This window comes from Pseudomonas paraeruginosa PA7, assembly GCF_000017205.1.
GTDB classification, from domain to species: domain Bacteria; phylum Pseudomonadota; class Gammaproteobacteria; order Pseudomonadales; family Pseudomonadaceae; genus Pseudomonas; species Pseudomonas paraeruginosa.
The window spans coordinates 1333161-1346112 of the sequence record NC_009656.1; the positions used below are offsets into that span (position 1 = coordinate 1333161).

The following is a 12952-nucleotide window of genomic DNA, read 5'->3' on the forward strand; positions in this document are numbered from 1 at the left end:
GTAAAGCTTCAGTAAAGATCCGCAGGGAGCACACGCATATGAGCAGCGATACCGAGAACCCGTTCCGTCCGCCGGAAGCCCGCCTGGACGAGCCGGGCGCAACCCAGGGCGAGCCGCTGTACAGGCTTTCCGCCATCGGCCTGGGCACTTTCATCGGCACCCCCCTGGCTGGCGCCTTCCTGACCGCGGTGAACCTGAGGCGCCTCGGCCGTGGGCAGGAGGTCGGACGCGCCTGGCTGGTCGCCGTCGGCCTGTTCGTCCTGCTGCTGGTACTGGGCGCGATATTGCCGGAGAACATCCCCTCCACCGGCTTCGCGGTGGCGCAGATCATCGGCATGGTCTACTACGCCAGGTCGGCCTTCGGCCCGGCGCTGGAGAGCCACAAGGCCGCCGGCGGCAGCTTCATTTCCAACTGGAGGGCGGCCGGCATCGCCCTGCTGTTCATGCTGGCGGTCCTGCTGGTGATGGTGCCGGTGGTGATGCTGGTGGCCTGAGGTACCGCCGCTTTGCCGTATCATGGCTTCTTTTCAGCGATGACTGACCATGACCACAGAACGTTACCTGCTCGATGAACTGGAAGCCGCCGACATGCTCGAGATCGACGGCCTGCATGCCTGGCGCTTCGAACTCAACGAGGCGCTGCTGGACCAGGCGGACCTGGCCGCGGAGGCCGACCAGGCGTTCGCCAGCGAGGAGTGGGTGCTGGCGGTGGAAAGCCTGGATGGACGCACTCGTCGCGACTGGCGTTTTTCCTACAACGCCGTGATGGAAGCCGAGCCGCAGGCCGATGGTGACACCTGGCGCATCGCGGGCACCGGGGGCGCGCATCTGCTCAGGTGCCTGGGAGCGGTCAGCGCCAGCGGCGACGACGAATGACGTCGCATCCATGAAAAAAGGGAGCCATTGGCTCCCTTTTTTCATTCCCATCCCTGGCTCAGGCCGCCTTGGCCTCGGCCTGGGTCACCGCGCGGTTCAGTGCGCTGAACAGGGCGCGGAAGCTGGCGGTGGTGATGTTCTCGTCGATGCCGATGCCGTGCAGCGGGCGCTGGCCTTCGAGACGGATCTCGATGTAGGCCGCGGCCCTGGCGTTGGCGCCGGCGCCGATGGCGTGCTCGTGGTAGTCCATGATCTCCGCCTTGACCGGCAGGGCGGCGACCAGGGCTTCCAGCGGGCCCTTGCCGATCCCACGCCAGTGCTGCTTCTCGCCGTCGAAGGTGACTTCCAGGTCGACGGCGCTGGTGCCGTTCTCTTCCTGCAGGCGATGGCTGGCCAGGGCATAGGGCGAGGTCGCCTTCAGGTACTCGTTCTCCAGCAGGGAGTAGATCTGCTGGGCGGTCATCTCCAGGCCGAGACGGTCGGTCTCGCCCTGTACCACCTGGCTGAACTCGATCTGCATGCGGCGCGGCAGGCTGATGCCGTATTCCTGCTCGAGCAGGAAGGTGATGCCGCCCTTGCCGGACTGGCTGTTGACCCGGATCACCGCCTCGTAGTCGCGGCCGATGTCGGCCGGGTCGATCGGCAGGTAGGGCACCTCCCAGATCGCGTCTTCCTTCTGCTGGGCGAAGCCCTTGCGGATGGCGTCCTGGTGCGAGCCGGAGAAGGCGGTGTGGACCAGGTCGCCGACGTACGGGTGGCGCGGGTGGACCGGCAGCTGGTTGCATTCCTCGACCACCTTGCGCACGGCGTCGATGTCGGAGAAGTCCAGTTGCGGGTGCAGGCCCTGGGTATACATGTTCAGCGCCAGGGTCACCAGGTCGACGTTGCCGGTGCGCTCGCCGTTGCCGAACAGGCAGCCTTCGACGCGGTCGGCGCCGGCCATCAGGCCCAGCTCGGTGGCGGCCACGCCGGTGCCGCGGTCGTTGTGGGTGTGCAGGCTGATGATCACGCTGTCACGCCGGTTGACGTGGCGGCCGAACCACTCGATCTGGTCGGCGTAGACGTTCGGCGTGGCGCACTCCACGGTGGCCGGCAGGTTGAGGATGATCTTGTGCTCCGGGGTCGGCTGCCAGACGTCGATCACCGCGTTGCAGACCTCGACCGAGAACTCCAGCTCGGTGGAGCTGAAGATTTCCGGCGAGTACTGGAACGACCACTGGGTGTCCGGTTGCTCGGCGGCCAGCTTCCTGATCAGCTTGGCGGCGTTGGTGGCGATGTCGACGACGCCCTGCTTGTCCTGGTTGAAAACGATGCGGCGGAACGATGGCGCGGTGGCGTTGTAGACGTGGACGATGGCCTTCTTCGCCCCGCGCAGGGATTCGAAGGTGCGGGTGATCAGGTCCTCGCGGGCCTGGGTCAGCACCTGGATGGTGACGTCGTCGGGGATGTGGTTGCCTTCGATCAGCTCGCGGACGAAGTTGAAGTCGGTGTCCGAGGCCGACGGGAAGGCCACTTCGATCTGCTTCAGGCCGACCTGCACCAGGGTCTTGAAGAAGCGCATCTTCTTCGCCGCGTCCATCGGCTCGATCAGCGACTGGTTGCCGTCGCGCAGGTCGGAGCTGCACCAGATCGGCACTTCGGTGATGGTCTTCGACGGCCAGGTGCGGTCGGGCAGATTGATGGCCGGGAACGGACGGTATTTCTGCGAAGGGTCTTTCAACATGCTCATGGGGCTAATCCTTTGGAATCGATACCCGGGCGGCGTGGCCAGGCGAACGCAATGACGAGGGGAGGGGAAGCGTCGCTCAGCCACGCAGTCGCGGGCTGACCAGGCACAGGCAGGCGTGTTGGCGGAGCAGAATGAGGGTGTGCGGCGTTTTCATGCGTACCACACTAGTGAGCCTGCATTTGAATGGCAAGCATTAAAGGAAAATTAGTAGAATTTCCTATTTGTAGTGCTTTTGTAGCTTTTTATTCTTCGTCGTAAGTGAAAGCTTTGTCCCGATTGCGCCGCCAGCCTGTGTTCCGCAAGCGAGAATTCTGCGGCCCCATGCCGCAGCAGGACGGGCCGACCTTGTGCGATCATTTCGCTCCCTGTGCCGGGAGCGTATAACGGCAGGCACATACTTCTCTTTTCGGACACGACCTAGCGCGAGCGGCCGCCCGGCCGGATACGCTGCGGGCCTCATTCAAGACGGCGGGAGTCGCGGGTGGCGACCACTCTGAAACGACAAGGCATCGGTGCATGGCTGGGGTTGTTCGCCATGCTGATGATCTTCGTCGGCCCGCTGATCTCCCAGTCGATGCCGATGGACCATCCGATGCCGATGGGCGCGGCGATGGGCCACGAAGGCATGTCCCACGAGGGCATGGACGGCGCTGGCGGGGAGCATTGTTCCGACGTCCAGCGTTCCGCCGCCCTTCACGCAGGCATGCCGGGGATGGGCGACGGCAATCGCCTGGCCAGCGACGTGCTCTGGGAGAAGTGCGGTTATTGCAGCCTGCTGTTCCACAGCCCGCCGCTCACCGAAGACGCCAGCCTGGCGCTGTTCTGCGTGCCCTTCGCGGCGGCGCCCGTCGTCACCCTCCTCAGCGAGGCGTTCGTCGCCTCGCCGGTGTTTCCCGGCGCCCGCACCCGCGCGCCGCCGTTCCTGATCGCCTGACCTCTTTCAATCCGATAGCCGCCGTTCCTGGGGGCACTGGCGCGTCTTCGCCGCGCCGGTGACGCGAGCCTGGCCGCGTGCCTGTTCGCCGTGGGGCGGGGCGGAAGTCACACAGATCATGGAAAACCGTATGTCTACTCAACAACGAGCGGCCGGCAACGCCTGCCCGACCGCCGCTTTCAGCTTCGACCCTGCCCGTCTCGCACAACGCCGCCGCTGGGCGGGAGCCTTCGCCGCACTGTGCGGCCTGGCCCTGTCTCCGTCGGCGGTCCTGGCCGAGGAGCACTCCCAGCACCAGGATCGCGCCGTGGAGCTGGCGCCCAGCGTAGTCACCGGAGTCGCCCAGAGTTCGCCGCTGACCATCGTCACCAACCCCAAGGAACCGCGTCAGCCGGTGCCGGCCAGCGATGGGGCCGATTACCTGAAGACCATTCCCGGTTTCGCCGTGATCCGCAACGGCGGCAGCAACGGCGACCCGGTACTGCGCGGTATGTTCGGCTCGCGCCTGAACATCCTCACCAACGGCGGCATGATGCTCGGCGCCTGTCCGAACCGGATGGACGCGCCGACCTCCTACATCTCGCCGGAAACCTACGACAAGCTCACCGTGATCAAGGGCCCGCAGACGGTGCTCTGGGGGCCGGGCGCGTCGGCCGGGACGATCCTCTTCGAGCGTGAGCCGGAGCGCTTCGGCGAACTCGGCTCGCGGGTCAACGCCAGCCTGCTGGCCGGTTCCAACGGCCGCTTCGACAAGGTGCTGGACGCCGCCGCCGGCAACCGGCTCGGCTACCTGCGCTTCACCGGCAACCACGCGCAGGCCGACGATTACGAGGACGGCGCAGGAAATACCGTGCCGTCGCGCTGGAAGAAGTGGAACGGCGACGTCGCGGTCGGCTGGACTCCCGACGAGGACACCCTGATCGAGCTCACCGCCGGCAAGGGCGACGGCGAGGCACGCTACGCCGGGCGCGGCATGGACGGTTCGCAGTTCAAGCGCGAGAGCCTGGGCCTGCGCTTCGTCAAGTCGAACATCAGCGATGTGCTGGAGAAGGTCGAGGCGCAGGTCTACTACAACTACGCCGACCACATCATGGACAACTTCCGCCTGCGCACTCCCGACCCGTCCGGCATGATGCCGATGCCGATGGCGTCCCAGGTGGACCGGCGCACCCTCGGCGGTCGCCTGGCGGCCACCTGGCGCTGGGACGATTTCAAGCTGGTCGGCGGGGTCGACGCCATGCGCAACGAACATCGCGCGCGCGGCTCCAGTTACGACATGATGACCGACTACTACACCGACACCGACCAGTTCCCCTGGAGCAAGGACGCGGTGTTCCACAACTACGGGGCCTTCGGCGAACTGACCTGGTTCGCCGCCGAGCGCGACCGGCTGATCGGCGGGCTGCGCCTGGACCGCGCCTCGGTCAAGGACTACCGGCAGACCCTCAAGTCCGGACACATGGGCCACGCCATGGCCAACCCGACGGCCGGCGACACCCGCGCCGATACCCTGCCCAGCGGCTTCGTGCGCTACGAGCACGACCTCGCCGACTCGCCGACCACCCTCTACGCCGGCCTCGGCCATGCCGAGCGCTTCCCCGACTACTGGGAGCTGTTCTCGCCCAAGCGCGGGCCGAACGGCTCGGTCAACGCCTTCGACAAGATCAAGCCGGAAAAGACCACCCAGCTCGACTTCGGCCTCCAGTACAACGGCGACAAGTTGCAGGCCTGGGCCTCCGGCTACGTCGGGGTGGTCCAGGACTTCATCCTGTTCAGCTATCGCGAGGGCATGATGGGCTCCTCGACCCAGGCGACCAACGTCGACGCGCGGATCATGGGCGGCGAACTCGGTGCGTCCTATCAGTTGACCGGCAACTGGAAGACCGACGCCAGCCTGGCCTATGCCTGGGGCAAGAACAGTTCGGACGGGCGCGCCCTGCCGCAGATCCCGCCGCTGGAGGCGCGCTTCGGCCTGACCTACGAGGAAGGCGACTGGAGTGCCGGCAGCCTGTGGCGGGTGGTCGCGCCGCAGAATCGTATCGCCAGGGACCAGGGCAACGTGGTCGGCAAGGACTTCGACAAGAGCGCCGGCTTCGGCGTCTTCTCGCTCAACGGCGCCTACCGGGTGACTCGCAACGTCAAGCTGAGCGCCGGTGTCGATAACCTGTTCGACAAGGATTACACCGAGCACCTGAACAAGGCCGGCGACGCCGGCTTCGGTTTCTCCGCCAACGAAACGGTTCCCGAGCCGGGCCGGACCTTCTGGACCAAGGTCGACTTCAGCTTCTGAACCTTGAACGAGGCCCCGCCCAGCGGGGCCCGCCTTGCCTGTGTGCGCTCCGATGAGGTGATCCATGCAACCCAACGAAAAGAACGGCCGTGACTTCTACGCGCTGGCCTGGCGCTGGCATTTCTACGCCGGCCTGTTCGTCGCGCCTTTCATGATCCTGCTGGCGCTGACCGGAATCGTCTACCTGTTCAAGCCGCAGCTGGATGCGCTGCTCTACCCGCAATTGCTGCGCGTCGAGGCCGGCGCGCAGATGCGCAGCGCCGACCAGTTGCTCGCCGGGGTGCGCCAGGCGCACCCGCAGGCCGTCGTCAGCCAGTACCTGCCGCCGAGCGAGGCGGGGCGCAGCGCGCAATTCGTGATCGGCGAAGAGGGCAGGCAGTGGAACCTGTTCGTCGACCCCTACAGTGGACGCGAGCTCGGCCGCCAGGATGCGCAACTGAATCTCCAGGCGGTGGCCCGGGCGCTGCACGGCGAGCTGATGGTCGGGACCGTCGGCGACCGGCTGATCGAGCTGGCCGCCGGCTGGGGCATCGTCCTGGTGGTCTCCGGTCTCTACCTGTGGTGGCCGCGCGGCCGGGCGGCGAGTGCGCTGCTCTGGCCGCGCCTGCACCTGCGCGGACGACCGCTGTGGCGCGAGCTGCATGTGGTCGCCGGTTTCTGGGGCAGCCTGCTGTTGCTGTTCATGCTGCTCAGCGGGATGACCTGGACCGGCTACTGGGGCAAGCAGTTCGCCGATGTCTGGAACCGCTTCCCGGCGGCGATGTGGAACGATGTGCCGACCTCCGACATGCAGGCCGGTAGCCTCAACAGCGCGTCGCGCCAGCAGGTGCCCTGGCCGCTGGAGAACACTCCGCTGCCGCGCTCGCAGCCGCCGGCGGTCGACGCCCATGCCGAGCATCGCGGGCATTCCGCCCAGGCCGGGCACGCGATGCCGATGGACATGCCGATGCCGGCGGGCATCCCTCTGCAAAGGGTGGTGGATATCGCCCGCGAGCGCGGCGTGGCGGCGGGCTACGGGATCGCCCTGCCGAGCGGGACGGAAGGGGTCTATACGATCTCCGTGTTCCCCGATGATCCGCGCCACGACGCCACCCTGCACATCGACCAGTACAGCGGCAAGGTTCTCGCCGACGTGCGTTGGCAGGACTACAACGCGGTGGCGAGGAGCGTGCAGATGGGCGTGGTGCTGCACGAAGGCAAGTTCTTCGGCCTGGGCAACCAGTTGCTGATGCTCGCGGTCTGCCTGGCGATCCTGCTCAGCTCGGCGAGCGGCCTGTGGATCTGGTGGAAGCGCAAGCCGGCCGGACGCCTTGGCGTGCCGCCGCTGCGCCACGAGCTGCCGCGCTGGAAGACCGGCATCGCCATCATGCTGGCGCTGGGCGTGGCCTTCCCGCTGGTGGGGGCCTCGCTCCTGCTGGTCTGGGCGCTGGACTGGCTGGTGCTGTCGCGGCTGCCGGCGGTTCGCCGGGTCCTGGCCTGAGGCCTGCTGCGCGGCGCTCAGTCGAGGTCGAGCTGGCGGGTCTTCCACAGCGCCGCCAGCAACAGCACGCAGAGCACCGCCTCGGCGGCCAGCCAGAAGAAGGTGGCCAGCGCCGGCGAGGCATCGATCAGCACCCCGTAGAGGCGCGCCGCGCCGCTGCTGGCGATCACCGCCAGGGCGGCGAGCAGGCCGAGCACCAGGTATTTCGGGCGTAGCGCGGCATAGCCGAGCAGCAGGCCGACGCCGAGGCTGGTGCCGCCGTAGCTGGCGCGCAGGTCGGTGAGGGCGGCGGGGGTGAGCGGTTCGCCGCTGGTGAGCAGGGAGGCGAGCGGGCCGGGGAAGAAGACGAAGCCCAGGCCGAGGACCACGAACAGTGCCGAGCACAGCCAGAGCAGGCGAAGCGGGTGAGTCATGCGGTGTCTCCCTTGGTCATGAAAGGAGCGCATCGACGCGCCCCCTGTTCCTTCCGACCTCAGTCGGCGCCGCGTTGCTCAACGCTCAGGGCTGGAAGGCGCCGATGAAGATCGCCGGGTCGACCCGCACGTCGTTCAGGCTGACGTTCCAGTGCATGTGCGGCCCGGTCGCCCGCCCGGTGGCGCCGACCTTGCCGACGACGCCGCCGCGCGGCACCTGCTGGCCGAGCTTCACGTCGATCTTCGACAGGTGGCAGAACATGCTGATGAAGCCCTGGCCGTGGTCGACGAAGACCGTCTTGCCGTTGAAGAAGTAGTCGCCGATGAGGATCACCTTGCCGGCCGCCGGCGCTTTGATCGGCGTACCGGCCGGTACCGCGAAGTCTAGTCCGGAATGCGGGTTGCGCTCTTCGCCGTTGAAGAAGCGGCGCAGGCCGAAGGGGCTGGAGAGCGGACCGTCGACCGGCCTGTCGAGCATCAGGTTGCTGGGCAGGCCGGGACTGAAGCGGCGGTAGGCGGCGGTCTGTTCAGCGAGCTCGCGCTCGATGCGCTTGAGGTCTTCCGGCAGCGGGTTGACCTGGCGCTTGTTCTTCAGGGTGATGCGCTGCTCGCGGTAGTGCTTGCTGCCGACGCTGAAGCTTTCCTCGTGGTTGCCGGTCGCCGCCCGCACTTCCAGCTTCTGCGGGCCGGGCTTGGCGGTCAGCGGGATGCCGACCACGGCGATCCAGCGCCGGCCTTCCTCGCGCACCACCAGCACCGGCTTGCCCTGGTAGAACGCCCGCGGCGGCGGGCCTTCCTCGCCGAGGTCGAGCACCGCCACCCCGCCGGGCACCGGCTTGTTCAGCAGGCGCATGATGAAGCTGTCGGCCTGGGCGGGCAGGGCGCAGAAGGCGGCGAGCAACAGCGTGGAAACGAAGGCTAGGGTGCGGGGCATCGGCTTCTCGACTCGTCGGGCGGCAAAGCCGTCTATGCTGGCGGAAGAGCGCGGCGGGGGAAAGCCCGCAAGGGTTGCAAACGTTTTCACCTGCGGCACTCTGTCGCGCCCGGCGTTTTTACTTTTGCCCCGCGCTCAGGCATAAAGGGCCCATTCTCCGGAGAACCGACGATGCCCCTGTCACGGCGCCCCGTGGCCTGGCTGGCCAGCCTGGCCGTGCTGATGAACCTGTTCGTGGTGCCGCTTTCGCAGGCGCTGACGACGCAGGAGCGCGCCTCGTTGCTGCTCGGCGGCTTCTGCAGCACCTCGTCCGACTCGCTGCTGCGCCTGAAGCTGAGCGCCGCGCTCAAGGACATCGATCTTCCCGACGACCACGAAAGCCTGGCCCCGCATCTCTGCTGCTGCGCCGGCGCCGCCGGCACGCCCGGACTGGTCGCCTCCTGGCCGGCTTTGCCGCTGGCGCCGCTGGCCAGCCCGGCCCGTATCGCCTTCTCCGCCACCGACCTGCCACCCCAGCGCTACTGGCGCCTCGCCAATCCGCGCGCCTCTCCCGTCGCCTGATGCCCAGGCCCATGCACCCGGCAACCTGAACCTGGAGGCCGGGGTGCGTCGCGGCGTCCTGTTCCAACATCCCTACATGGAATCGCCGGTCCGACGGAAAAGGACCGGCCATACGCTACTGGAGAGTCCCCATGCGCACATCCTTCTTCGCAGCCGTCGCCCTGCTGGCCGTTTCCGCCGTCGCCCAGGCCCACGAATACAATGCTGGCCAGCTGCACATCGAACACCCCTGGGCGCTGGCCCTGCCGCCGACCTCGCCGAACGGCGCGGCGTATTTCGTGGTGCAGAACCACGGCAAGGAAAACGACACCCTGGTCGGCGCCGATACCCCGCGCGCGGCGTCCGCCGAGGTGCACGAGCATGTGCACAGGAACGGCATGATGAGCATGCAGAAAGTCGACAGCGTCGACGTCGCGCCAGGCAAGGACCTGCGCTTCGCCCCCGGCGGCTACCACCTGATGCTGATGGGCCTGAAGCAGCCACTGGTGGCCGGCGAGCGCTTCCCGCTGACGCTGCATTTCCGCAAGGCCGGCGAGGTGCCGGTGGAAATCGTCGTCGAGTCCAAGGCGCCGGCCGAACAGGGCGGGTACGAGCAGCACGGCCACTGAGCGCCGTGTCGAGCAGGGGCGCCTGGCGCCCCGCCTTTGCGTGCGAGGTTCAGAGCATGAACAGCAACAGATCTCCCTTGCCGGTACAGACCGGCCTGGTGGTGGCCCCCGGCCTGCCGCCGAAGCATTCCACGCTGCGTCCGGACCAGCTCAACAAGCGCCTGAGCAGCGCCTGGCACCACCTCTACGATCTCTGCCCGGAACTGCTGAAGATCGATCCGCCGGATGGCCTGACCATCCTGCGCGGCTTCCTGCAATGGGCGGCCGAGCAGAAGGCCGCCTGGAACTGGGCGATGCATCTGCGCCTGTACTGCTGGCTGTTGCAGTCGCCGTTCGGCGCCAAGGTGACCGACGAGCACCTGGAGGTGCTGATGGACGCCTCCGCCGCGCGCTGGACGGTGGACGACACCAGCGCCAACCGCGGCATCCTACTGGCCAGCCAGGGCGGTGCGCACATCACCCAGGACTGGAAGGCGCCGCAGGCCGGCGCCGGCACGCGCGTGCCGCTGGAGCGCCTGGACCTGCCGGCGCCGAACTGGACATTCGCCTATTGCGCGGTGCCTGACCCGCGGCTGCGCGAGTTCCCGGGCTGGAAGCCGTTGCCGGCACGCGGCTCGCTGGTCGGTTGAGCGCTCGCCGCCCCGCGTGCGGGGCGGCGCCGTTTCAGCGGTTGGCCAGGGCCCGCTGGTTGGAGTCGTAGATGTTGTCGCGTTCCGGAACGTGCCGGCCGGCGAGGCTTTCCAGCCATTCCTCGGTGCTGAGCACGGCGGCGAAGGACGACTGCAGGACGATGCCGAAGATTCGGTGGATCTCTTCCGCGCTGGCCTGGCCGGCGCGGTTGCGGTAGGGCACCGAGCCGCTGGCGTCGTGCAGGTATTCCACCTGCCAGCCTTCGTGGATCGCCTGGCGGATGGTCGAGTCGTCGCAGTGCTGGGTCATGTAGCCGACCACGGCGAGGGTGTCGATGTCGCGTTCGCGCAGCCAGTCGCCCAGCCCGGTGCCGACGAAGGAACTGGCCAGTTCCTTCTCCACCTTGTGCTGGTAGGGCCGCGAGGCGACCACTTCATGCAGCTCGGCCTGCTCGCTGCCGCGGGCGAACAGCGGCGAATCCGCCGGCGCCAGGTGTTGCACCACGACGATCGGGATGCCCGCCGCGTGGGCGCCGTCCATGGCGGCGCCGATGCGTTGCAGCGACGACTGGATCGCGGGGTATTCGATGCGCAGGTTGCCGCTGACGTATTCGTTCTGCACGTCGATGACCAGCAGGGCGCGTTTGGGTTGTGGTGCGGACATGGGGTTTCCTCCTGGGTGGGTTAGGAAGATTCTCGTCCCGGCGCGGCGTGCCGGGTGAGTGGCCTGGGAGACAACTTTCGCTAGAATCGGGCCAACCCGCTCATACCCACCGAGGTGCGCATGTCCCGCCAGTCCGTGGCCGTGGTGGCCTTCGACCGCATCAGTCCGTTCCACCTGTCGGTGCCCTGCCTGGTGTTCGGCCAGGAGTGCTACGACCCCTGCGCGCAGGCCTTCGACCTGCGTGTCTGCGCCGCCGAGCCGGGCCGGCTGCGAACCACGGTGGGGTTCACCATCGAAGCCGAGGCCGGGCTGGAAGCGCTGGCCGAGGCGCAGACCGTGATCGTGCCGAGCTGGCGCGATCCACACGAGCGTCCGCCACAAGCGCTGCTCGAGGCGCTGAACGCGGCCCGTGCACGCGGCGCGCAACTGGTGGGCCTGTGCCTGGGGGCCTTCGTGCTGGCCGAGGCCGGTTTGCTCGACGGTCGCCGGGCCACCACCCACTGGATGTGGGCGGAGGATTTCGCCGGGCGCTTTCCCGCGGTACGGGTGGAGCCCGACGTGCTGTACATCGAGGACGACGGCCTGCTGACCTCGGCGGGTACCGTCGCCGGCATCGACTGCTGCCTGCACCTGGTGCGCCAGCGCCTCGGCGCGCAGACCACCAACCACCTGGCCCGGCGCCTGGTGGTGGCGCCGCATCGGCAGGGCGGCCAGGCCCAGTTCATCGAGCAGCCGCTGCCGGACAGCGCCCAGGACGGCCGTCTCGGCGACCTGCTGGTGTGGCTGCGGCAGAACCTCGACCAGCCGCACAGCCTGGACAGCCTGGCGCGGCGGGTGCTGATGAGCCGGCGGACCTTCACCCGGCACTTCCGCCAGCTCACCGGCACCACCGTCAGCCAGTGGCTCCAGGCCGAGCGCCTGGCCCTGGCCCAGCGCCTGCTGGAGACCACGGAGCATTCGGTGCAGGCGATCGCCGAGCTGGCCGGCTTCGGTTCGGCGGTATCGTTGCGCCAGCGGTTTTCCGCTGCGTTCGGCGTGCCGCCGCTGGGTTATCGGCGCGCCTTCGCTTCCTAGTCCGCGGGAGGGCGCTTCTGCAACTGCTGGCGCCAGAGCGCGTCCATCGCCTGCAACTGCGCGGGGCCGAACAGCGCCTGCGCCGCGCCGGTGTGCCAGGCCCAGAGCTGGTCGCCGTAATCGTAGTGCCACCATTCGCTGGGCAGATTGCTGAAACCAGCGTCGAGCATCGCGTGGTAGAGCAGGCGACGGTGATCGCGGACGCGTCGCTGGCGCGCGTCGGGCTGCGCGATCTGCTCGAAGTAGGCGCTGTAGGACGCCGGTACCGCCTCGTCGAAGGCGCTGCCCATGTCCAGCCAGCGGCCCTGGGCGTCGCACAGGGTGACGTCCACCGCGCCGCCGGTGAGATGCGGGCTGGGCGCTTCGCGGCGGCTGCTCGGCGGCGAGACGAACTGGCGGGTGAGCCGTTCCAGCTCTGCCTCGCCGGCCTCCGGGTAGTGCGCGGAGAGGGCGCTGGACAGACTGTCGTAGAGATACTGCTGCACGGCGAACGGGCGCCAGGCGTCCAGCACCACCAGGCGCACGCCATCGGGGAGGCCGGCGGCGACCCGCAGGAGACGCTCGAAGACCTCGCCGCGAGCGTGGCATTCCGGGATCGCGTGAGGAATGCCGAGCTTGTGGTAGGCCGGCCAGACGCTGAAGTCGCGGCTCAGCCCGAGCGCTTCCAGCGGCGTGCCGGCATCGACGATGGGGATGCCGGCCACGGCGTGCCAGTCGGGCTCCGGGAGAACGGGGATGGCTTGGGTGAAGTCGGTCATGG

14 protein-coding genes are annotated in these 12952 nt (G+C 68.1%); 9 read left to right on the forward strand and 5 right to left on the reverse strand.

The features are described from left to right. Positions 1 to 38: 38 nt before the first annotated feature. Positions 39 to 494, forward strand: coding sequence for a hypothetical protein (locus PSPA7_RS06305; protein WP_003154177.1), 456 nt, complete (start codon positions 39 to 41; stop codon positions 492 to 494). Positions 495 to 543: 49 nt separating this feature from the next. After that, positions 544 to 876, forward strand: coding sequence for a DUF5629 family protein (locus PSPA7_RS06310; protein ID WP_012074568.1), 333 nt, complete (start codon positions 544 to 546; stop codon positions 874 to 876). A 58-nt stretch (positions 877 to 934) separates the two neighbouring features. Here the strand turns inward: PSPA7_RS06310 and leuA are convergent, their stop codons facing one another. Further along, positions 935 to 2605 (reverse strand): 2-isopropylmalate synthase, encoded by a 1671-nt coding sequence (leuA, locus tag PSPA7_RS06315; RefSeq protein WP_012074569.1) that lies wholly within the window; start codon positions 2603 to 2605, stop codon positions 935 to 937. 535 nt (positions 2606 to 3140) lie between these two features. On the opposite strand from leuA, the gene PSPA7_RS06320 reads away from it, so the two are divergent. The 3 genes from PSPA7_RS06320 (at position 3141) to PSPA7_RS06330 (ending at position 7309) form a co-directional block, all read left to right on the forward strand. Further along, a complete protein-coding gene (locus tag PSPA7_RS06320; protein ID WP_176605383.1) occupies positions 3141 to 3539 on the forward strand; it encodes a DUF2946 domain-containing protein in 399 nt (132 codons plus the stop codon). A 118-nt stretch (positions 3540 to 3657) separates the two neighbouring features. Beyond that, positions 3658 to 5829 carry a TonB-dependent copper receptor gene (locus PSPA7_RS06325; protein ID WP_079262156.1) on the forward strand — a complete coding sequence of 724 codons (2172 nt, stop codon included), beginning with the start codon at positions 3658 to 3660 and terminating at the stop codon, positions 5827 to 5829. Positions 5830 to 5893: 64 nt separating this feature from the next. Continuing rightward, entirely contained in the window at positions 5894 to 7309 is a 1416-nt protein-coding gene (locus PSPA7_RS06330; protein WP_012074571.1) for a PepSY-associated TM helix domain-containing protein, read from the forward strand. A 17-nt stretch (positions 7310 to 7326) separates the two neighbouring features. Here PSPA7_RS06330 and PSPA7_RS06335 read toward each other — a convergent pair whose 3' ends face one another. Together PSPA7_RS06335 and PSPA7_RS06340 are read right to left on the reverse strand one after the other, a co-directional pair. Next, positions 7327 to 7722, reverse strand: a complete 396-nt coding sequence (locus tag PSPA7_RS06335; protein ID WP_012074572.1) for a DUF4345 domain-containing protein — start codon at positions 7720 to 7722, stop codon at positions 7327 to 7329. A gap of 85 nt (positions 7723 to 7807) precedes the next feature. After that, complete coding sequence (locus PSPA7_RS06340; protein ID WP_012074573.1) at positions 7808 to 8656, reverse strand: M23 family metallopeptidase; 849 nt, start codon at positions 8654 to 8656, stop codon at positions 7808 to 7810. A gap of 171 nt (positions 8657 to 8827) precedes the next feature. Here PSPA7_RS06340 and PSPA7_RS06345 point away from each other — a divergent pair, with 171 nt between their 5' ends. The 3 genes from PSPA7_RS06345 (at position 8828) to PSPA7_RS06355 (ending at position 10454) form a co-directional block, all read left to right on the forward strand. Then, entirely contained in the window at positions 8828 to 9217 is a 390-nt protein-coding gene (locus PSPA7_RS06345) for a DUF2946 family protein (protein ID WP_003154167.1), read from the forward strand. 131 nt (positions 9218 to 9348) lie between these two features. Next, entirely contained in the window at positions 9349 to 9825 is a 477-nt protein-coding gene (locus tag PSPA7_RS06350) for a copper chaperone PCu(A)C (protein ID WP_012074575.1), read from the forward strand. Positions 9826 to 9881: 56 nt separating this feature from the next. Next, positions 9882 to 10454, forward strand: a complete 573-nt coding sequence (locus PSPA7_RS06355) for a putative natural product biosynthesis protein (protein WP_012074576.1) — start codon at positions 9882 to 9884, stop codon at positions 10452 to 10454. 34 nt (positions 10455 to 10488) lie between these two features. Here the strand turns inward: PSPA7_RS06355 and PSPA7_RS06360 are convergent, their stop codons facing one another. Next, positions 10489 to 11118, reverse strand: a complete 630-nt coding sequence (locus PSPA7_RS06360; RefSeq protein ID WP_012074577.1) for a cysteine hydrolase family protein — start codon at positions 11116 to 11118, stop codon at positions 10489 to 10491. A 120-nt stretch (positions 11119 to 11238) separates the two neighbouring features. Here PSPA7_RS06360 and PSPA7_RS06365 point away from each other — a divergent pair, with 120 nt between their 5' ends. Then, positions 11239 to 12192, forward strand: a complete 954-nt coding sequence (locus tag PSPA7_RS06365; protein ID WP_012074578.1) for a GlxA family transcriptional regulator — start codon at positions 11239 to 11241, stop codon at positions 12190 to 12192. Here the strand turns inward: PSPA7_RS06365 and PSPA7_RS06370 are convergent. Further along, entirely contained in the window at positions 12189 to 12950 is a 762-nt protein-coding gene (locus tag PSPA7_RS06370) for a M15 family metallopeptidase (protein ID WP_012074579.1), read from the reverse strand. The genes PSPA7_RS06365 and PSPA7_RS06370 overlap by 4 nt on opposite strands. Positions 12951 to 12952 lie beyond the last annotated feature (2 nt).